Origin of the sequence: Nocardia sp. NPDC088792 (assembly GCF_044750615.1) — a bacterium.
Lineage (GTDB): Bacteria > Actinomycetota > Actinomycetes > Mycobacteriales > Mycobacteriaceae > Nocardia.
The window spans coordinates 534,368-556,678 of the sequence record NZ_JBIVKC010000007.1; the positions used below are offsets into that span (position 1 = coordinate 534,368).

The 22,311-nt window shown below is 64.3% G+C and carries 6 protein-coding genes; 3 read left to right on the forward strand and 3 right to left on the reverse strand.

Annotated elements, in window-relative coordinates:
- The first annotated feature begins 65 nt into the window (after positions 1-65).
- Both ACIP5Y_RS42385 and ACIP5Y_RS42390 read left to right on the forward strand, forming a co-directional pair.
- Positions 66-6,437 carry a DEAD/DEAH box helicase gene (locus ACIP5Y_RS42385; protein WP_400358904.1) on the forward strand — a complete coding sequence of 2,124 codons (6,372 nt, stop codon included), beginning with the start codon at positions 66-68 and terminating at the stop codon, positions 6,435-6,437.
- A complete protein-coding gene (locus tag ACIP5Y_RS42390; protein ID WP_400358906.1) occupies positions 6,437-8,668 on the forward strand; it encodes a 3'-5' exonuclease in 2,232 nt (743 codons plus the stop codon). The genes ACIP5Y_RS42385 and ACIP5Y_RS42390 overlap by 1 nt, the downstream gene beginning before the upstream one ends.
- A 265-nt stretch (positions 8,669-8,933) precedes the next feature.
- Here the strand turns inward: ACIP5Y_RS42390 and ACIP5Y_RS42395 are convergent, their stop codons facing one another.
- Positions 8,934-11,765 carry a DUF262 domain-containing protein gene (locus tag ACIP5Y_RS42395; RefSeq protein ID WP_400358908.1) on the reverse strand — a complete coding sequence of 944 codons (2,832 nt, stop codon included), beginning with the start codon at positions 11,763-11,765 and terminating at the stop codon, positions 8,934-8,936.
- 385 nt (positions 11,766-12,150) lie between these two features.
- Here ACIP5Y_RS42395 and ACIP5Y_RS42400 point away from each other — a divergent pair, with 385 nt between their 5' ends.
- Positions 12,151-13,758 carry a serine/threonine-protein kinase gene (locus ACIP5Y_RS42400; RefSeq protein ID WP_400358910.1) on the forward strand — a complete coding sequence of 536 codons (1,608 nt, stop codon included), beginning with the start codon at positions 12,151-12,153 and terminating at the stop codon, positions 13,756-13,758.
- Between the two features lie 89 nt (positions 13,759-13,847).
- Here ACIP5Y_RS42400 and ACIP5Y_RS42405 read toward each other — a convergent pair whose 3' ends face one another.
- Both ACIP5Y_RS42405 and ACIP5Y_RS42410 read right to left on the reverse strand, forming a co-directional pair.
- On the reverse strand, positions 13,848-18,788 hold the full coding sequence (locus ACIP5Y_RS42405; protein ID WP_400358911.1) for a DEAD/DEAH box helicase: 4,941 nt from the start codon (positions 18,786-18,788) through the stop codon (positions 13,848-13,850).
- On the reverse strand, positions 18,785-22,174 hold the full coding sequence (locus ACIP5Y_RS42410) for a hypothetical protein (protein ID WP_400358913.1): 3,390 nt from the start codon (positions 22,172-22,174) through the stop codon (positions 18,785-18,787). The genes ACIP5Y_RS42405 and ACIP5Y_RS42410 overlap by 4 nt, the downstream gene beginning before the upstream one ends.
- Positions 22,175-22,311 lie beyond the last annotated feature (137 nt).

Consider the following 22,311-nt stretch of genomic DNA (forward strand, 5'->3'; position numbering starts at 1 on the left):
CAAGAGCACAGTCATTCCGATGTGAATGCGCTTCGAGTTCAGGGTTTCGAGTTCAGTAGAAGGGGATGACTTCGATCATGGGGGCGCTGCTTCCCACCTTGCAGGTCGAGCGGCTGCGGGAGGGGTTGACCGATTATTTGGCGACCACGTTCGCGCTGACTGATCCGGATGCACAGGGGGCGTTGTCGGATTTTATTGGGGATCCGGTTTCGGGGATGTTCAAGGGCGCGTATGTGCGGCTGCGGTTGCCGTTTGCGCCTGCGCGGGGGAATTGGGGGATGCATCTGGATTGGTTGCCGGATGGGTTTGTGCCTTATCAGCATCAAGCGCAGGCGTTTGAGAGGTTGTCGACGAAGTTTCGGGGGCGGCCGCTGCCGACGCTGGTGACGACGGGGACCGGGTCGGGTAAGACTGAGTCGTTTCTATATCCGATTCTCGATCATGTGTTGCGGGCCAAGAAGGCCGGTGTGGCGGGGATGAAGGCGCTGATCATCTATCCGATGAATGCGCTGGCCAATGATCAGGAACTGCGGTTGGCGCGGATTATTGCGAAGGATTCGCGGCTGGCGGGGGTTACGGCTGGGCTCTATACGGGTGAGCAGTCGTCAGGTGGGCGGACGATCGTGTCGGCGGAGGGGCTTATCAGTGATCGGCGGCTGATGCATGATTCGCCGCCGGATATTCTGCTCACCAACTACAAGATGCTCGATCATCTGCTGCTGCGTCCGGATCGGGCGGCTATGTGGCGGCAGTCGGCGGAGTCGTTGCAGTATGTGGTGCTGGATGAGTTCCATACTTATGACGGCGCGCAGGGTACCGATGTCGCGATGTTGCTGCGCCGGCTCGGGCTGGCGGTGAAGTCGTATTGGACCGGGGAATCGGCGGTGACGGACGAGGATCGGTCTCGTCCGATGGGGAAGATCACGCCGGTTGCTACCTCCGCCACGCTCGGGTCCAAGGAATCCCCCACGGCGATGCTGGATTTCGCGCACACCGTGTTCGGTGAGGTGTTCGACGAAGCCGCCGCGATCGGTGAGACGCGACTGACCGTCCAGCAGTGGCTGGATGACCGCAGTTCCGCGCTGGATGGGTTGTGGCGGCAGAATCGGCCCACCGCATTCGAGGAAATCGTCGAGTGGCTGGACAGTTTCGCGCGGACGGCGCCCTCGAACGCAACGCTGACCGCGGGTGTGCTGGCCACGATGTTCAAACGCGTCAATGATCCGGGTGACGGGCTGCGGCGGGTCATTGCCGATCTGCGCATGCTCGACTCCGTAGAGCAACTGGACCTGTTGAAGAGCCACGCGACGATCATCAAGTTGCTCGAAAGGTCGATCAATGCGACCTCGATCGCCGACCTGGCAGAAGAACTCCTGCCAGCGCCAGAACCCGATACCCCGAACGCCCGTACAGCACGTCAGCGGTATCTCTCGTACGTTCTCGCCGCACTCTCACATCTACGGACGGAGCTCGGCCGCGATGCGCTGAATGTCGATGTGCACCTGTGGATTCGGGAGCTCTCCCGGATCGATCGCGCGCTGTCGGCCACCACGGAATACCACTGGGGCGATGACGGTCCGGTCGACAATCGCAGTAAGGAATTCGAGGCAGCTGTCTTCTGCCGGCATTGCGGCCGCTCCGGATGGGGAGTCCGGTTGGCGCCCACCGGCAGCGCGCTCGACTCGGCCGACGAGTCGGTCCGCGCCTATCACGCCTCCGGCGGGAATCGGTTCCGCGCGCTGATCTCCGCGCCTGCCGAAGCTCAGATTGGTCAGGACGTCGAGGGGTTGCGCTGGCTACGCATCGAGGATCGTGAAATCAGTGATGAAACACCGGATCCCGAGAGCATCGAGGTACTCGAAGGCCGTACGCTTCCGGTCCTTGCGCTGGTAGGCCCAGAAGCAGACGCCAATTCGCAGAAAGATGTATGCCCCGCCTGCGGCAGCGCTGACGGTATTCGCTTCCTAGGCAGCGCGGTAGCGACCCAGCTCTCGGTGGCATTGTCGAACCTGTTCGGTGACGCCGAGCTCGACACCGTCGAGAAGAAGGCGTTGATGTTCACCGACAGCGTGCAGGACGCGGCTCATCGCGCGGGGTTCGTGCAGGCCCGCTCCCACACGCTCAGCCTGCGCTCCACGCTGCGAAATGCGCTGTCGAACACCGTATCCGGCGGCGAGATGATGACGCTCACCGAACTGTGCGAACGGGTTGTCGATCGAGCCGGCGAGGATGCGACGCGCCGTTATCATCTCCTGGCTCCCGACATCGTGGAACACGTGGCATTCACGGCCTTTTGGCAGCCCAACCCCCCAGGGCCGGACCGCCGCAAGGCCCTGCGGAATGTGAAGCGTCGTCTGCAATTCGATATCGACCTCGAATTCGGCCTGCAGTCTCGGCTCGGCCGCACTCTGGAGCTGACCGGCAGTGTGGTCGCTGAGGTCGACCTCGGCGACGCCGATCGGATTGTCCGTGTGGGCGAGGCTGCCGTGGCTGCCACCCAGCACCAGATGAGTACCGGCGACACCGAATCCGGGTCCGATCCCGCAGCGATCACCCGATGGGTACGCGGCACGGCCGAGCGTATGCGGACGCAGGGCGCGATCCGGCACGAGTGGCTCGATCGATTCGTGGCGAAGGACGCCAACCGCCGCTGGATCTGGGGTGGTCGCCCCAAAGGCCAGGGCATGCCCGCCTTCCCCAAAGGCCGACCGGCCCCGGCCTTTCCGGCGATCGGATCCAGGACTGTTCCCGAAGGCTTCGATGCGATTACCGCCCCCTCGTCGTGGTACGCGAGATGGGCGTCCCAGTGCCTGGATGTCTCCCCGTTCGAAGGCGGCTTCCTGGCCCGGACGTTGTTCGCCGTACTGGCCGAGCAACGCATCCTGAGCGCGGTGTCCACCGAGAGGGACCTGACCGCGTATCAACTGAGCGAAGACGCGATCCTGGTCGGCGTCCCGGAATTCGACGATCTCATCGAATCCAGGCACCTGCTGGTATGCGATGTCTGCCAGACCCCCAATCCGGGCACGATCGCGGTCGTGGACCAACTCGACGGCGCCCCATGCCTTCTCGTGCGATGCCCCGGCACCTTGCGTCGCGGACCACGTAAACAGAACTTCTACCGCAGGCTGTACGACTCCTCCGAGATGAAGCGGGTGGTCGCCCGCGAGCACACCTCCCTGCTGCCGACCGAGATCCGGCTGGAATACGAGACCAAGTTCAAGAGCACCACGGCCGACCCGACCGCACCCAATGTGCTGGTCGCGACGCCCACGCTCGAAATGGGTATCGACATCGGCGATTTGTCGACCGTGATGCTCGGCTCCATGCCTCGCAGCGTGTCCTCCTACCTGCAGAGGGTCGGCCGCGCAGGCCGTCTGACCGGTAACTCGCTGGTCCTGGCATTCGTGCGTGGGCGCGGTGAGCATCTGCCGAAGCTGCACGATCCGACGTCGGTCATCCAGGGTGATGTCCGCCCGCCCGCCACCTTCCTGACCGCCGAGGAGATACTCCAGCGGCAGTACGTGGCGCACATCGTCGACCTTGTCGCGCGAGCGCCGGGCGCTCAGGACCCAGGCAACGCACGCGCCGTTCTCGGCAGTTTCGATGAAGGCACCTGGATGGCAGCGCTCATCGACATCGCAGATCAGCACGCCGACAATCTCGTCGACGGATTCCTCGCGCAGTTCGGCGAGCTGCTCGACACCGGCGCCCGGGATGCGTTGCGTAGCTGGGCGACCCCGACTGCAGGCGGCGCACCTGGCCCGATGGTGGCTAACCTGCGCGAGGCCGTGCACCGCTGGAATCGTGACGTCGCAGAACTGACTTCACGCCGGACCGCGGTCGACACCATCATCCCGGAACTCGAGAAACGCGCGAATTCGCCGGCGGCCACCGACGACGACCACCGCGACTTGCGCACCGCACGCGGCACTCTGCGCCTGTTGGGCAATCACATCAGGGAGCTGACCACCGAGCACTGGGTGGGCGTTCTCGAACGCTACGGCGTGCTGCCCAACTACACCTTGCTCGATGATTCGGTGACTCTCGATGTTGGTATCACCTGGATCGATCCGGACACGAACCAATACACCGGAGATACCGCCACCTACCGCCGCGGTTCCCGCGTCGCACTCACCGAATTGGCCCCCGGCTCAACCTTTTACGCGCAAGGGTTGGCTGTCGAGATCGATGCCATCGATCTCGGCCCCGGTGAGTCGAGCATCCACACCTGGCGGCTCTGCCCACAATGCGGCTGGGCATCGATAGTGCCCGCGAGCGATGAGACACCACCCCCGATCCAGTGCCCGCGCTGCCATACCGGCGCCATCGCAGACATCAGCCAGCGATTGCAGGTCGTGGAGATGTCGAAGGTCTCCGCCGAGGTCAGACGCGACGAGGCATCGATCGGCGATTCCCGAGACGAACGCAGACGTGAGACTTTCACGGTGCTCACCGCGGCCGATATCGACCCAGACAATATCGCGTCCCGCTGGTTCGTGACCGATCGCGATTTCGGTGCGGAATACCTGCGCAGCATGGATATTCGCTGGCTGAACATGGGGCGGCGCACCTCGCAAGGCAGCAAACGCACCATCGCCGGCGAGGAGACGACCAGCGGTTTGTTCCGAGTCTGCTCGGGGTGCGGCCGGCTCGACCGAATCGCCGGACAGAACCATGCGCACGAGCACCGCGCCTGGTGCAAATACCGCACCGCCACCGATGAGAAGCACGTTCGGGAGATCGCCCTCGCCCGTACGCTGCGTACCCAGGCGGTGTTGCTGCACCTGCCGACTTGGCTCGAATTCGACGTGTTCGCGTATCCGAGTCTGAGCGCGGCCATTCTGCTGGGTTTGCGCCAGGTCATCGGCGGTTCCCCTGAACATCTGGACGTCGCCACCATTACGGATGCACTGCACGCGCCGAATCAGCACGCACTGCTCATTCACGACACCGTGCCCGGCGGCACCGGCTATCTGGCCGAGTTCGCCGATGCGGCGAAGGTGTGGTCCGTACTGGTCGCCGCCCGCGAGCGATGCCGGAATTGTGAATGCGCGCAACAGGATCGACGAGCCTGCCATCAATGCCTGCTGCCGTTCGCACCACCGCATGCGCTCGACAAGGTTTCCCGCAAGGCCGCACTGAACGTGCTCGACACTCTCCTGGACGCGAAGGGCGATACCGAACCCGACTGGGATACCTGGCAGCAGTCGATGACCCGGGAAGAGCCCGGTAAAAAGGTCGGCAGTGAGGAGTCCCCGCTGGAACGGGATTTCTACGTTGCCTTCCTAGATCGGCTCCGCGCCATGGGGGCGACGATCAAGGAGAAGCCCGGCACGTACGCGCCGTCTGCGACGATCACCGTGCCCGGTAAGAAGATCCGCACCTGGACCCTGTTCCCGCAGCCGCAGATGGGCAATGTCGTACCGGACTTCGAACTGAGCACTCTCGACGCGAACATCCCGGATATCGCGATCTTCGCCGATGGCCGGAAATTCCACGCTGTTCAGGACAATAACCGGGTCGCCGACGATGCTCACAAGCGTGCGATGCTGCGCTCCGGACATGTGATCGTCTGGTCGTTCGGATACGAGGACCTGCAGCGGTTCAAGCGCAACGAGGCGGTAAAGCCGCCCTGGTTCCTGGAACAGGCCGCGAAGGTGACCATGCAGCTGGGCAAGCTCAAGCCCGAAGTGTTCAGGCGTTTCACCACTGCCGACCCTCTCACCCAGCTGCTCGAATTCATCAATGACCCGGATGACACGGTGTGGCGGGAGGTCGGACGCTGGCTACCGTTGATGTTCGTGCGCAGCGAACAGTTCAAGGGCGACGACACCGCAATCGCGGCCTGGGCGCTGGACATCCTCGATGGCAAGAGCACCTCGATCGCGCCCGGTACCTACGCCTGCTGGTCCTACTCCGACGGTCCATTGACCGTGACCGCGGCGATGCGGCCCGACACCGGCGATATCGCCGCCGTTCTCGCACTCGATGACCGCGAGCGGAAACTCGAAGCTCACGGCGGCCGAGCCTGGAAGGAATGGGTCCGGCTGTCGAATTGGTTCGGGCTCAGCGAAACCAACACCGTCACTACACGATCACTGCTCGCAGCCGACAGTTCCACACCGGACAGATCGGGAGTCACCACAGGAGCTCATCTCGCTCCTGAGTGGCAACGGGTGCTGGACGAAACAGTCTCGGCCGCAGAGAAAGAGCTCGTGCTCGCACTGGCCAAGGCCGGAACTCCAGCTCCGGTAATGGGTTTGGAAGCCGATAACGGCGAGGTCGTCGACCTCGGCTGGCCGGACGGCCAGGTCGGGGTGCTGATCTACGACAACGCCGAAACCGCCGGCATCATGTCCGACCTCGGGTGGACGATCTGCCCGCCGGACGTGGAACAGATCGTGGCGGTCCTGAAATCGAACGGGGTGATGTAATGCCGAATATCGTGATGGCGACCAATACCAAAGCCATGGGCAAGCTGGACGGATCCGTCAAGCGCAAAGTCTACGACTTCCTGGAGAAACTGCAGGCCGACGACACCGCCCCCGGGCTGCACATCGAGCCGATGAAGGGCGCCGCCGACGCGCGAGTCCGCACCGGCCGGGTCGATCTCCAGTACCGGGCCGTCCTGTTCCGGATCGACCCGCAAGGCGGCGACACGACCTATATCTACATGGGCACATGGAACCATGACGAGGCCAACACTCTCGCCGAACTGTCGACGCTGCGTGTCAATCCGATCACTGGCACGCTCGAGGGCATCATCGGTGAGCTCAACGGCGAGGCCGACCGCAAAAAGCGTTCCGTCGTCCGCGATCCCGACGGGCGGCTCGGCAAAGCCGTTGCCGAGACCAGGAAGCCGTTCCTGGTCGGGATCGGCTATACCCTTGAGGATCTGACCGAACGGCTCGGGCTAGATGCGGTGCTGGCCGAGCGCGCGCACACGGCGATGGACGAGGACGCCATCAACGATCTCGCTGCAGAGGCCGAGGCGGCGGGCAGCTGGCAGGGCCTGGCGCTGTTCGAGCTGGCACTGGGCGTCAGCATCGACACCATTCGCGAAAAGCTCTCTCTTACAAAGAATCCCGTCGACCAGACACTGGACGAGGACTCGCAGATCATCGCGGCCCTCGACCACCCGGTGTCGAAGATGCAGTTCACCTACATCGACGACACCGAGGAGTTACGCAGGGTCATAGAGGGCGGCGACTTCGCGGCCTGGCGGACATTCCTGCATCCGGAGCAGCGGACCTACGCGGAGAAGGACTACAACGGCGCGTTCCGGCTATCTGGCGGGGCGGGCACCGGCAAGACGGTGGTGGCGATCCATCGAGCCCGCAACCTGTGGAAGCGTAATCCGCAGGCCCGCATCATTCTCACGACGTTCAACAAGACCCTCGCCATGGGCTTGAAAGCCGATCTCAAGGTGCTCGAACCAGGCATCACGATCGCCCGCAAACCAGGCGACCCGGGTGTGTACGTCGAGGGCATCGATAAGCTGGCCAGTGACATCCTCAGCCGGGCAGGCGATCTCGGTCCAGCATCCACGGCGCTGTTCGGGTCCCCCATCGAGGTGACCTCCGCCCGCACCAACAAGGACAAGATGTGGCGGGATGTGGTGCAGACCGTCAACAGCGGTCTCGATCATCGGCTGGCGACCCCGGCGTTCCTCGACAACGAGTACGTCGCCGTGGTTCTCGCCAATCAGGTGACCACCCTCGAGGGGTACGCGAAGGTGGCGCGGGCGGGCCGCGGCGTGCGGTTGAGCCGGCCGCAGCGGATCGCGGTGTGGAAACTGGTGGAGGGCTTCCGCAAGCAGAGCCGCGCCGACGGCAGCCTCAGTTTCCCGGAGGTGCTCGCGCTCGCCGCCGCGTATCTGAAAGAACGTGCGAGCAATGGTGTTTTCGTCGCCGACCACGTCCTCGTAGACGAAGCGCAGGACCTGCATGCGACGCATTGGGCGCTGCTGCGGGCACTGGTGGCAGAAGGCCCCAATGATCTGTTCATCGCCGAGGATTCACACCAGCGCATCTACGGGCAGCCGGTGGTACTGAGCCGGATGGCGATCAAGATCGTTGGCCGCTCGCGGCGGCTGACGCTCAACTACCGCACCACTGAAGAGAACCTGGAATTCGCCGTCAAGATCCTGCAGGGCGGCCAGTACCAGGACCTGCAAGGCGACGAGGAATCGACCACGGGCTATCGGTCGGCGCGCAAGGGGCCGAAACCGGATCTGCTCCAGACCAATTCCAGCTTCGACGAATTGGAACAGGTCGCCAAGCGGGTGCGGGGGTGGCTCGACCAGAAGGTCGAGCCCTCGACCATCGCCGTCCTCACCCGCGGCCAGAACGATCGCACCCAGTTCGTCCGCGCTCTGGGTGAACGCGGCATCGAAGCCCGGGCACTCGACGACAATCCCGCCACTTCCGGGCACGTCCAGGTGCTGACCATGCACCGCTCAAAGGGCATGGAGTTCTCCCGGGTGATCCTCGCCGGCGTGGATGAATCCCACGTCCCCTCCAAGGTCGCGTTGAACACCGTGCCCGAGGAGGAGCAGGCCGAGGCGCTGCTGCGCGAACGTTCCCTGCTCTACGTCGCGGCCAGCCGCGCCCGCGACGAACTCGTGGTGACCTGGAGCGGCCGCAAATCGGAACTACTGGGCTGACCCGATGGTCGGCGTACCTCACGCCTGCGGGCTGGGGTACGCCGACGCGACCTGGCGGCGAAAACGGTTCAGGGACCCCCGGTGCCGAAGCCTGGACGGTGGCTGACATCGCCTCTCGCATCGAACGTGAACGCGCCGCCCCCCCGATCGGCTACCTCCGCAGAGACCCGGCGGCGTCACCCGCAGGAGCACGCCTATCGCTGCAAGGGAGCTCAGCAGGCGACCAAGCTACGAAGCCGATCGAACCGAGGCGCCGGCTCTTCGCTTAAGACTCGCTCCTGGCCAACAGGGCTGCCAGAGCAGCGACCTCGACGCCTCCGGCCTCGACCACGCGATAACCCTTCTTACGCAGGTCTTCATCGCGGTCGACGTCCACGCCCTCGGCGAGCACCACACGGCGGCTGGGCCACACCGCTTCCAGTGGCCAGTTGTGAGTGCCGAGCTCGACGCCGATCTCAGGCTTCGGAGCACCGAGGTCTGCGAGTCCCCGAAACAACTCACGGACCTGCGGCGACACGTATCGCAGATCAGCGCCCCACGGCCCGTCAGCAGCCGTGGCGCCGGCGGACTCCGGCAGACGGCCGAGGGCCGCGTCGCGGAACCAGAGCAGTGCATCGCACATGAGCTTGAAATCGGCCGGGTCCGTGATCGCGGCGGGCGGAATTCCCGGCCGCAGTGTCAACTTGCCTTCCGGAATGTCCACGGTCGACAGCTCGTTGAGCCGCGATCGGAAGTCATTCCGCATCGCGGTTTCGGTGAACGGCTCACGCACGGCGAGGTGCTGGAACACCATCTCGAGCTTGCCCGCGCCACCGTTTCCCGGATAGACGACCAGCGGCCAGATCACTCCGGCGTCTCCGCGAGCCAGGCTGAGGAAGCAGCTCGTGGACTTCGCGCCGCCACCGAATTCGAGACAGCCGCCGATCGATTCCCAGAAGGTAAGCAGTTCCCGCGTATTCGACACCATCACAGCCGAATTCCCGGCCTCGAGCTGGACGAAGAATCGATCCCGGCGGTCACCCACCGGACCAGCCTGTTCGGCGGCCTCGTCGTCGAGCCCGGTCATACCGAGCAGCAGCGCCAAGTCCCCGGCGGTGAGCCGCTGTGCGGCGGCAGCGATCCCATTGTTGTTGAAAACCACCCCTTCGGCCCGCAGCACGTCATGCACATCACCCCGGTCCGCGCCCTCGGGCCAGCGGAAGCCGGCCGCCACCCGGCCGCCGTAATCGAGGACCCGGTACGCGCCCGGGAACGGTCCCGCCAACTGCTGACCGACGGCGACCGGACTCGACCCGATGAGTGCCGCCAGCTCACCGTAGGACGTCCATGTGCCCGCCGGAATCACAGCCACTGCCTGGCGCAGCATTGTCCAGTCCCGCTTCCCTGATCCGCGCTCGACAGCGGGGATCGGTGCGGGCCACAATCCGATCGCTCGGTCAGCCAGTTCGGTTGCCCTAGTGGCGATCTCGGCCGCTCCCCATCGCCCGGTACCCGCGATCCGGCGATTCATCTCCAGATGTGAGCCCTCGAGCAGATCCTGCTTGCGCTCGAACGGATGATTGGACAGCCGGGCATTCTCGCCCGTCAGCGTAAGGTTCCCCAGCGTGTGCACGAACCGCTCGTGGAGGTCTTCGGCGGTCTCGCCGACACCGGCGTCCGCGGCCAGCACCTCCAACCAGGCCGGACCGGGCTGCTGCGGCAGCACATGCTCGATGGTGAGCTTGGCATTGACGAAGTCCACCGGTTCGGGATGCTCGTAACTTTCCTCCAACCGTTGCAGCACCAGCCGTCGCTGCTCCCATTTGCCTTGCCAGAAGAACGGTTTCGTCGCGATCGCCTCCCTCAGCTCGGCGTCCGCGGGCCAATACCGGCGCGGTGCGGACAGCGCGTGATGCAGGCCGTCGACCACCGACATGCCCTCGGGCAGTTGTCCGGGCAGCTCCTGGAACGTCCGATTCAACCCCTGGGTCGGGCGATGACAGATCATTCGGCGGATCAGGAACGACTCGATATAGGACAGTGCGCGCACCAGATCCGGCCCGGTTATCACCCCGGATTCGCGCTTGTCCAGCAACATCATCAGCACCGGATGCGTAGTGGCCGCCTGCCACTGGTCGATCCGGCGCAGATAACCGCGGACCTCAAGATCCTTTTCCTGATCGGGGTGAACGATGCGCAGGAAATGCTGCGATCGGCGATACAGTTCGCGAACGTAGGCCTCGATATCGGCTTCGCCCTCACCATTTCGGGTGAAATGCCGCTGCTGCGCGGTGTATACATCCTGTCGACGCACCCGAACACCGCCGTCGAGCACCAGTTGTAGCCACATCAACTGTTCGAGCTGCTCATTGCTCAAACTGCGCTGCAACGGCAACCAGTAAGTCTGGTACACCTGCTCGCCTCGCGTCGGCAACCGCATGAACAGGTAGTTGCGCAACAGGTCGGCCTGGGAGAGCTTGAGCCCGGTGTTGTTGAGCGACTCGAAGATCCGATGCACGTTGTCATCACGTTCGGCAACCACCTGCACCAGCGTCAACCGCGTGGTGATCGCCTTCTCGATCTGCGCGACAGCCGAACCGTTGGCCCCCTCCACCGCCAGCAACGCCTGCCGGAAGAACCGGTACGCCGCGCCGACGCGGTCACCGCCAACCCCGACCTGAGTATTGCGAATGTGCTCGGCATAGGCGACACGATCGGCCTGGGTCGGCAGCAGCCGGAAGTAGCCGTCTCCCTCTTGAAACTTGTTGATCAGGTACTGCTCGTCGATGCGTTCGCGCTGCCGTGGATCCGACGCCCCTACATGATCTCGGATCGCCGCCAGCGCCAAACTCAGTGTCGTCAGCCGTTGCTGACCGTCGACCACCAGCCAACGCGCGAAACTCGCGTCGTTCAAGGGTGAGGGCGCCAGCACGACCGACCCACAGAAATGCGTCGTAGCCTGATCACCATCGGCCAGCAGCTCGGCCTGCTCGCAGATGTCACTCCACAGCTGCGCCAGCTGCTTGTCCGACCACGAGTATGTCCGTTGATACAGCGGGATCTGAAACTGCTTCTCCCCCTGCACCAATGCGGCGAACGTCGTCTCTGACGCCTTCATCCCCACCCCTATCATCCGACCGCCGACGGGCAACCCTACCGGACACTACAACAATCCCGGACGAGGTCCGCCGCGATAGCGCACTCTCGGCCAATTGGACCGCCAACTGTCGAAATCATGGCCATCGGAGAGGGGTTCGAAGTCGAGGTCTTCGTACGGCAAGAAGCGAATATTGCTAGCTTCCAACGATACTGGAGCATGTCGAATCATCATTACGCGACTGATCGGTCTGGGGTAGGCGGCGACGAACGAGTTCTTGCGAGCAAGAGCCGGTTCCATCGATCAGCGTTATACGGCGTCCCGGCATGTAACGAGACCAAGGCTACCGTCAATCGGACTCGTAGCCGGTTGAGGTTGCTGCAGAACATGTTTCGCGACTACGGTTGTGATCGACGCCAGCGGCAAGGGAGCGCATGTGGTAGCTGGACTCGTACCCGGTTCCGAGTTCGCAGGTTTCATCATCGAACGGCATATCGGAAGCGGCGGGATGGGCTCGGTGTATCTGGCCCGTGATCCGAAGCTGGGGCGTCGAGTCGCGCTCAAGGTGATCAAGGGCGAGGCTGCCGAAAGTGACACCGAACGACTGCGATTCGACCGTGAAGCGCGGCTGACAGCCAACCTCGACCACTCCAACATCGTCCCCGTCTATACGGCCGGAAACCGCGCGGGGGCGCAGTGGATCGCCATGCGATATATCGACGGAAGCGATGTCGGATCGCTAGTCCCGGCGACCGGCATGGACCTTCGCCAAGCTCTGAGGATCATTGCCCAGATCGCCGACGCGCTGGATTACGCACACCGGCGCGGCGTGATTCATCGCGATGTCAAACCAGGAAATATCCTGCTGCAGTTACAGACTCAGAGCGCGTATTTGACTGATTTCGGCATTGCGGGCGGCGGGAGCGCCTCCACCCGACTCACCGCGACCGGAATGGTACTTGCCTCCTTCCATTACGGTTCGCCCGAACAATTGCGGGCCGCACCCACCGACCGCCGATCGGATCAGTACTCCCTCGCCTGCACACTGTTTCATATGCTCACTGGCCGTGCGCCTTTCGAAGGCAGCCAATTTCCAGCCCTGGTGCTTCAGCACTGCAACGGCCCGCGACCTCTCGTAAGCCGCTACAGGCCGGAGCTGTCGCCGCTCGACCCGGTCATCATGCGCGCCATGTCCATCGACCCCGCCGCACGGTACAGCTCCTGCCTGGATTTCGCGCAAGCCGCGATAGCGGTCGTGTCCGAGAAAACCATTGCAGATAGGCCTGCATCACAACAGACTGAGCGACCAGTCTCCTATCATCGACCATATCGTCCAATGCCCCCGGCACCGCCGACATCGTGGCGGCCGCCTCGGCGACAGCGAATCACGGCCGCGGGCACAATCACTTTCGTCAAGATAGTAGTGGTCGGAGCGCTGTTGCTCAGTTGCTTCAGCGGCTGTGGCCAGCTGGTTACCGGAGCAGCCAAGCTCTGGACCGGTGACGGCTCGCCCGAGCAGGCGTGCGGCGGAAGATCGGCCAAGAAGGCGGCCGATCTGTCCGAGAGCGGACCTCGGCCGATTCGCTTGCACGAGCAGAAGAGCAACGGATATCCCGAATATACCGGCGTGACCACGACCATCGCGGACGGAGCAGACCCGGCGGTATGGTCGCCGTCGACCGATGGCACGGTTCAGCTGATGGGTTGTGTCACCGGGATCGACGACGGCACGGATATCCGAAGCATCCAGTGCCCCGACGGAATTCCGATCGATCTGCGTCAGGGCATCGTAAAGATCGAAGTGCGCGAGGCTCGAACCGGACGGCTGATTAAAGAACTTCAACTACCTGGTGAAACGTTCCCGATCGATATCTCAGGTGATGAAGCGCTGGAGGTGTGCACCACACAGCGAAAAGCGATGGACCCCCTCGATCGCGATACCGCGCTCGGCCGTCCCACGGCCGATCAGATCCGTACTGCCCTGGACGTGTATGTGAACGGCCCAAAACCGTGAATCCGTCGACCGGGTCCTGTGCAGAGCAGCCATCCGGACCTGCTGCCCGCCGCCGAATGACGAGACCGGGTATTCCCGTTCGCTCCAGTTCACCCACCTGACACGATAGCCACAAGCCGGTCGGGATCGATCTCCTCCACGCAGAACACTTGATAGCCCTCCGTCTTCAACCCGCCGTCGCGATCGGCGTCGACGCCTTCGACCAAGATCACTCTCACGGTCTCCCACACCGCCTCCACCGGCCAGTAATGGGTACCGGCTTCGATGCCGATGTCGGGCTTGGGGACGCCGCGGCGCGCCAGTTCCAATAGCAGGTCGATGACCGCCTGCGACATACCTACCGGGTTCTCGTCCCACGGGCCGGCGAGGTCGTCGGGTGAGGCGGCCACGCGCAGGCGCCCGAAGATCTCCAAGGCTCCCGCGCGCGAAAGTCGCTCGTGGAAACGGTCATTGCGGAAGGAGCGCAGACAGCCGTAGCACGAGGTTTCGGGTCCGCAATCGCACGCGGTCACGCGCGCAACAGCCTGGTGGATGACCTGCGCGAGGTTTTCGGCGATCTTCTTGGCAGCGCCCGCACCAGCGGGGACCGTGTCGAACAGGACGATGCTGCGACGTCCGTCGGCACTCCACGACAGGGTGCCGTCAATATCGTCGCGGCTGATCTCCAAGGCCTCGGACGCGCCTTCGAGTAGTGCGTACAGGACCGAGAGCCATTTCGATTCGGACTCTTTGTCGTAGGACATGTCCTCGAAGGTGAATTCCGCGACGTCGGTCTCGTAGCGGTGAGCCAGCGAAACCTGGTGCAGCGGACCCGAACACGGGGTGCCAGTGAGCGGGCGCTCGTGAGCACCGCGAGGTCCCTTCTTCCGGCCCTCCACCACCATCGCCCAGCCGCACCACTCGCACAGTTGGAAGCCGCCGCCCTTGCCTTCGGCGACCACCGCCATGCGCGCCCGGGTTCCTGCTCTGGCCTGTACCGGGACACCGCCCGTCGACTGCCAGTGGAAGGTCTCGGTGACGTCCCCGATGTGCTCGACATAGCTCGAGCCACCCCACAGGCGTTGCGGTGGTTCGGATTTCACATCGCCGACCCGCCGATCGGCGATGAAACCGAACTCCGGGACCACGCAGGTCCGGATCTGCCCGAACTCTTGATCACAGCTGGGACAACGGGCGGCCACGTCCAGGGTATGGCCGCATTCGAATCGATTGCACTCGCGACAGACTCGGTATTGAAGCTCCTCGAGCTCCCGCTTGGGGAGCTTGTGCAGACCGCGCGAGGTCCAGACCTTGCCGCCCGCCACGATCTCGTTGCCGGGCGCGTAGTCGAAGATCGCCTGGCTGAGGTCACGGGTCAGTTCCAGCTTGCCGCCGATATCGCTTTCACAGTGGTTGGTGCGCAAATCGACCGTATCGACCGGGAATCCGTACTTCGGCAAGATGTTCTTGTTGGCGAGGAATCCGATCAGCTGACGCTCCTCGATCGTGCGCAGCGTCTTCTGCAAACGGCCGGCGAGAGTGAACTTCCGAGCCTGTGATGCCTCGTCGATCATGGTCCGGAACAGCTCGATGTCACCGCGGATGTCGGCCTGAGCGAGGGAGAGCAACTCGCACAGCCGGTCCACCCAGGAGTCGTCGTCCACCCCGATCGCGGCGGCGACCTGCGGTGGCAGCGCAGTCCACAGTGCCCTGCGCACGCGATCGGGGACCGGGGTTAGGAAACGGCGCACCTGTGCGGCCGCGGAGTCCTGCCCCTCCTCGCCGGGTTCGAAGAACGGTCCGGCATTGTTCCAAATGATCTGATCCCGGTCGAACCGGTACCGGAAGTATGCCGCCAGTGCGATCGAATGGGCGTGTCGCCTGCCGATCCGTTCATTGTCGATGGGAATCCAGGGGATTCGCATCTCACCCGCGATCATCGACTCCGGCTTCTGAAATTTCGACAGATCGTGAGAACCGCGCTTGGCGTAGGTGAGCACCAACGCCGCCGACGCGGCGCGACGACCCGCTCGGCCAGCACGCTGCACGTAGTTGGCGGTCTTGGGTGGCATGTTCCGCAGCATGACCGACTGCAGATCACCGACGTCGACGCCGAGTTCGAATGTGGTAGAGCAGGACAGCACATTGACCTGACCAGAGATGAAGCGCCGCTGGATGTCGGCCGCCTCGATCGCCGCCCACTGCGCTGTGTGCTCCTGCGCCGACAGCGGAGCCGGACGCAGCGTGCGGTATGCGGTCCGATAGTGGTTGGCGTCGCGTCCTTCGGGTGGCAGCACGAATTCGGCCAGCTTGCCATCACACGCACCCTGAGGGCACAGGCTGCGAATGCTGTTCGGGGTCAGCCGACGACAGGAATCGCATTGATACCAGGCGCAATCGGGTCCGGACCGGATGCGCAGCTCCCGGTGGTCGACCTGATAAACATCACCGGCCGCCTTGTCGCGCTCGAGGCTGAGACAGCCCAGCTCTACGAGGAACTTCCAGCAGCCGTCGAGCACGGCACGAGCGTCGAGATCCGAACCGACCGCGGCGAGCACCTTGCGTACCAGCAGAATCCGACCGTTGGACGTAGACGGCCCACCGCCCGGCAACCAGCTGATGATGGCCCGCCCGGAATCGGACTTCATCGAACGGATGCGGATGCGGAGACTGCGCGGTTCGAAGATAGGTTCACGGATGTCGACATCGGGCAGCAGCGTCATCGCGCCCTGGTATCGCACGGTCCGGATCAGTTCCTCGAGCAGTCCCCACGCTTCGTCCTCGGACAACCCCAGCCGAACCAGCGCCCTGGGCGCCGGGCCCGGCCGGAACAGCGACACCCGCATCAGGCCGAGCCCCTCCAGCGATTGACGCTGATCCAGCGTCATCAGTTCCGCCATGATCCACGGATTCACCTCCCGAAGAATCTCGCCTCGCGTCGCTCGTTCCGCGAAATGCCCTGCGGCCGTGGCGACCCCACGCACGGCGGCCGCCAGATCCGCCACCGAGAGAGCTTCACCGCGGCTGCCGGGATCGAGCAGAGCCTCGGTGAGGTAGCGCCGCTCGAGCATCCGACCGTAGGTATGGGCCAGGTAGGGGGCCGCGAAGGCGGCCGCTTGCCGGGAATCGGAGAACATCAACAGCTTGCGCCCTGCACCCACCTGTTCGACGGTCTCGTCGGTGGCGGTCGGCAGATGCTGGTAGAGGGCCGTGGTGATAACCGCCGGCGCGGCGTTCACGTCAGTGCGCAGGCGGCGGATCACCTGGCGGGAACGCGCGCCGCATTCGGTGCAGGTGCTCATGACGCGAGTCTTCATCGGGTGCTCACGCACCCGCAGCATCGGGCCGCCCGGGCACGCGCTCCCGGCACAACGGCCCGGTCCGCGATCCAGAGCGCCACAGCCCGTGCACAACTGGCGGACGCCGGTCGAGACCCCGGACCCCGGGTCATCCGAGAGAGTCTCCTCGTCCTCGTCGATCAAGCTGTCCATCGTGCCTTCGGTGAGCACCAGCCAGCGCACCGATTCGGCGTCTTCGGTCTTGGCCGGCAAGAAGAACTCCCGGCCCCTTCTGGCCTCCACCCGCCCAGCCAGATGTACAGCACCGCAACGCTGACAGGTGCCGAACTCGAACACCGCCCGGCCGGTATCCGGATCGACCTCGTGACGGCCCAGGAACACCCGCGGCTGCTCCTCGGTGAAGCTGACGAACGCGCCCTCGGTCGCACGGACGAACATGTGATAGCGCGCCGACAACACCGGGTTCCCATCAGCGGCGCGAACTTTCGAGCCAAGTGCGACCAATGCCTCCAGCTTCGACAGCGCGTCCGCGTCGCCCGGCCACAACTTCGTCGCGAGTGTGTGCACATCGACGGGTCCGCCGGACGCGATCGCCTTCAGATCGGCGATACGCCGTTCTTCGTGCAGTGACTCCGCGATATCGCCGCTGCGACAATGCTTTCCGAGCGGAGACAGATCGGCATCGACCGCGGCGAGGGTAAGCAGATCGGCATCGCCGATGGTCCAGGTGGGTGCGTCACGCCGGGACAAACGCGTCGCCGTCACCAGGTCCTGGCGGTGCGGGTCGGCGGGGACGAATTCGAATGGGGCGTCGAACAACCGGCCGGCGAAACTCGTCGCCTCTTCACCTTGCGATGCCTCGGTCGTTCCCGTCAGCGAGGCCGACGTTGCGATGCACTGCAATCGGGAATTCACCGCGACCCGTTCCCGCAGCCGCCGCAGCAGCAACGCGACTTCGGAACCCTGTGCGCCGTCGTATACGTGTGCCTCGTCCAGGGCGATGAACCGCCAGGTACCGGTGTATTCGCCGTCGAACAGTTCGAGATCGGCGGGACGCAGCAGCAGGTACTCGAGCATCGCGTAGTTGGTGAGCAGGATATTCGGCGGGGTCGCCCGCATCTCCCGTCGGCTGAGCAGCTCGTTAGGCAGGTGCTCGGCCCCCGGGTGCAGCGCCTGGAACAACGATTCCGCCTCCGCCACGGACTCTTTCGTCTCGCCGGTGTAACGGCCGAAAGTAATATCCGGCATATCGGTGAGAAGTTCGCGCAGGCGCTTGAGCTGATCGTTTGCCAGCGCGTTCATGGGGTAGAGCAGCAGCGCCCGCACGCCGGGCCCGAGTGTGCCCGCCGCACGTTCCGCTATCAGCGAGTTGAAGATCGGAAGCAGAAAACTCTCGGTCTTGCCCGAACCGGTACCGGTGCTGACCACGAGATTGCGTCCGGCCACAGCCTTGCGGACCGCTGTCTCCTGATGACGGTAGAGCGGACGGTCCAGGTCGATGGTTGTGCCCAAGTCGGCGAAACCCGGGTGCAGCACGCCCTCGCGGATCAACTCCCGCAATGACATTCCCGCTGCGTAGGGAGGCGTCAGCTCCAGCAGCGGCCCCTTGGTCAGCATGGCGGTCTCGTCGACCGTCTGGTCGAATACCTGCGCCAGCATCGGATCGCGCGGTGCGAGCAGTGTTTTCAGATACCGCTTGTAGCTCGCCTCGATATCGGCGCCGGCCGCCAGCGGGTCGAGTCGTTCGGTCATCGGTGTTCTCCGATCAGATCAGCCTGTGTCTCGTAGGTGGCGAGTGCGTCCGCTACCAGCAGATCGGTCGCCACCAGATCCGGGCATAGATCAGCCATCCGCGCCCACGCCTCCCGCAGGTCGCGGGTCATCAGCTCGATATCGAACCGGCCGCGGGCGCTCAACCGGGCCAGTGCCGCCATGGTCAGCGATTGCACGGACAGCAGCATCCAGGGATGTGCCGCCACATCCACGCCCGCGAGCGCCTCGTTGCGCGCACGGATCGTGTCGTACAGCACGGGGGCGACGCCTCTGACCCGGCGCAGCGCAGCAACCGCCCCTGACGCCAGCAGAGCACACGCGGGGTCGGCGGTCCATTCCTGACGGGCGCGGAAAGCCGCCATGATGGCGCTCAGCCGGGTGGTGTCGTCCAGCAGCGCTTCCGGCACCACGCGCAGCACCTCGAGCATCTCGTCGATCTGCGACGGTGGCCACGCGTGGGCACGCTCCACATTTCGGTCGAAGATGCCGATGCATGGGTCACCCACGACGCCGCGCAGCAAGTTGATCAGCCAATCCCCGCCGTATTCCCTGAGGTACCCGAGCATCTGTTCCCATTCGGACTGGACCTCGGTATGCGCCCGGTAGGGCAGATCCGCGATCTCGGCGACACACCCCACCCAGGGGCTGGCGTGCAGGTGGTCGTAGGCGAGCGTCGACGCATACAGCTGTTCGGCCAGACCCGTGCGAATGAGCAGGGGCATCATCTGCGGCGGCGGAATGGTACTGCCGCCCAACGCTTCCAGTGCCGCGCGCGGATCGTGGGCGAGCACCCGGATCAGACCACCGCGCATCAGCTCCGTCCGGACGTCCGCCTGTCCGGTCGGCAACGTCGCGAGTGCGGCCCACACTTCCGCCATGACATCGAGCGATCGTGGCGGCGCACCCTCACCCGCGAGGAATCTCGAAAGCTGTTCGCGAGACCAGACTTCGTCGGGCAGCCAGCCGGACTGCTCGACGCGGTACGCCGCCGCACCAGGATGACGCGGCGGGGTCATCTCCAGCCATGGATCGTCCACGAACACCTGAACCAGTAGCGGCCCGGCCGCCCATAGTTCATCCGGCAGCGCCGCACGGCCGTCATCGATCCGCAGCTGCCAAACCGGTCGCCACGGCGCGGTGACCGCCCAGACGAAGACGCCCAGCTCGCCTGACGCCAACGCCTCAAAAGCCAGCTCTCGCTCGACGAGACGGACACCGCCACACAATTGGGTCGGCCTGATTCGAGCCATGACAACCGAATGGGAGCCGCCCTCCGGGTCGTCGATACGAGCTACCAGCTCGCCCACACGAATTCGTCGCACCGTGTCGACGAAGACACGCGTGGATACGTGAAAGACACTGTCCGAACGCACCTCCGGCCGCTCGATCTGGACAACCACTCCGGATGCGTCCAGCAGCGCGAAGTCGACCAGACAGTGGCCGGGGATTCGAGCGGCGACAACGGCATTCGCCGCGAGCTCGGCCGCCGTGATCACCTGCGACGAAGTCCGCCACTGCGCTGGAGCGCCGAGCTCGTCGACGCGAAACTCGATGTAAGGCGGCGTGATCACCAGCGTGTGCAGTGCGTCACCACTACGAACCTGGACCCGAGCGTCCCGCTCCCAAGGCTCGAACGAGACGCCCTCGCGATCCAGCGCCAACGGCGGGTCTCCATCGAGCAGACTCAGACTCGGCGACAACCCTCCTGGAACAGGAATCCGAAAGATATCACTGTGCTCGACCGACATTCCTTCGGCGAGGAACAGCGTGGCCCGCAAATCCGAACCGAGCGGACCTGCGACGACGATGTCGAACAGGCCCAGCACACCGGGCGGAAGTCCATCGAAGGGGTCCAGGCCGGCGGACTCCTCACCCGATTCCCACTCCTCTTGGCAGAGCCAATCCGAGCGCCCCGAATAGCGCACCCGCACCCGCCATGTCTGGGAGCCGGGTCGACTACACGGTGGCAGGATGATGATCGGCCGAGTCGAGTACACCGACAGCCCGCTCGTCGTGGACACTCCCTCGAGAGGGTAGGGCAATTCCAACCGTGGCGCGCCGACCGCCCGCACCTCACGAATCGGGCACGGCTCCAGGCTATCTCGCCGCAATCGAATCGCATCGTGCCCGGAGAGATCGATTGTGCGCGCCTGCCAGCCCCGCCATCCCGACGGCGCACCCAGATCCTCGCTCGAGGCGACCGGCTCATTCGACTCGGCATCGACGAGAACGGCGTCCTGCGGATGCACTATGAAGACCTCATCGCGCGGCAACGCGCTGCGGCGATGCAGCAATATTCCGTCGAGGTCGAACACCAGTAGCGGATCACGCTTGTCCACCAGAGGGATTCGATGTTCGGCCGCCGAGGCTTCGTGGCGCAGTATGATTTCCCGCGCGGGGCGGGTCACGGGCACGAGAGTCAGCGGATGCGCCGTGCCGTCGGCGACACCCCAGCCTCGTTCGGCGTATCGCTCGCAGGTATCCCCGTCGAAGGAGATCTTCCATGGCTGCACTGGTGCACTGTCCGGATAAGGGAGGCCGACGGTGATCTGACGGTCGGCCTCGGAGAAACCGAGCATGGGGACGCGGCCACGCGCAGCCGATCCCACCGCACCGCGCGCTTGCCCGAAAGGCATGTCATGAAGCCGGTCGATCAGACCGTCCAGCAGTACCGCCGGCAGTCCCGTCGTCGACGAGTCCACCGCCAGATCGTTCCAGAACTCGGTGTGCTCGACGGTGAACTCGAGGAAGTCCAGGATCCGGTCGATCATGTCCACCGCGGCCTCTCCTGCCAACTGCAGGAAATGACGGACCGGCACGTCAAGGGAATTCAGGCGATACGCCATTCCCGGTTCGGTGAGCCATTCGAACACCGCCGCGCCGCTGCGCTCGCGCCCGACGGCCACATGGTGCTCGATGACATCGAGCAGATCTCCCAGGCAATGCACCGGAATCCCGGCGTGCATGGTCATGATCCGCACATAGTCACCCCGCAGTTCCGGAAACTCCCGCATCCCGTACCGGCGTAACAAGTTACCGAGTGCGGCTCGCAGAGCGTTCTCGAAGTCCTGTTCACGAGGCAGCCCGAGTTCGGCCCAGAATCTGTCCCAGAATCGGCCTGACTCATAGAAGAGACCAGCGTGTCCGAGCAACGCTGTCAGAGTCGACGCGGGGTACTTCTGGATCATCACCCGCGCCCGCTGATGCGTCGCCAAGCGCACCGCTACCTGGCCGTAGACCTCCTGCACCCGCCGGATCTCGTCCGCGTCCAGATTGAGTTCGAAAAACAGTGCAACATTGCCCAGTTCACGACTCAAACGAAATTCCTCGTCGCCCAGCCATCGGCCCAGATACGTCTCATCCATCGGTACGGCCCCCTGATACTCCACCTGGCTCGTTTCAGACTGTGCCATAGCGGTACGACAAGTCCACCATCCCGAGGCCTCTTCGAACATTTATGCGATACAAGGCAATTCGATGAATTCGTCGACCGCAAGCAACT

Bases quoted from the DNA above. Each gene is read 5' to 3' on its own strand.
- ACIP5Y_RS42405 (WP_400358911.1), bottom strand. From the start codon at position 18,788: ATGACCGAACGACTCGACCCGCTGGCGGCCGGCGCCGATATCGAGGCG.
- ACIP5Y_RS42390 (WP_400358906.1), top strand. From the start codon at position 6,437: ATGCCGAATATCGTGATGGCGACCAATACCAAAGCCATGGGCAAGCTG.
- ACIP5Y_RS42385 (WP_400358904.1), top strand. From the start codon at position 66: ATGACTTCGATCATGGGGGCGCTGCTTCCCACCTTGCAGGTCGAGCGG.
- ACIP5Y_RS42395 (WP_400358908.1), bottom strand. From the start codon at position 11,765: ATGAAGGCGTCAGAGACGACGTTCGCCGCATTGGTGCAGGGGGAGAAG.
- ACIP5Y_RS42410 (WP_400358913.1), bottom strand. From the start codon at position 22,174: ATGGATGAGACGTATCTGGGCCGATGGCTGGGCGACGAGGAATTTCGT.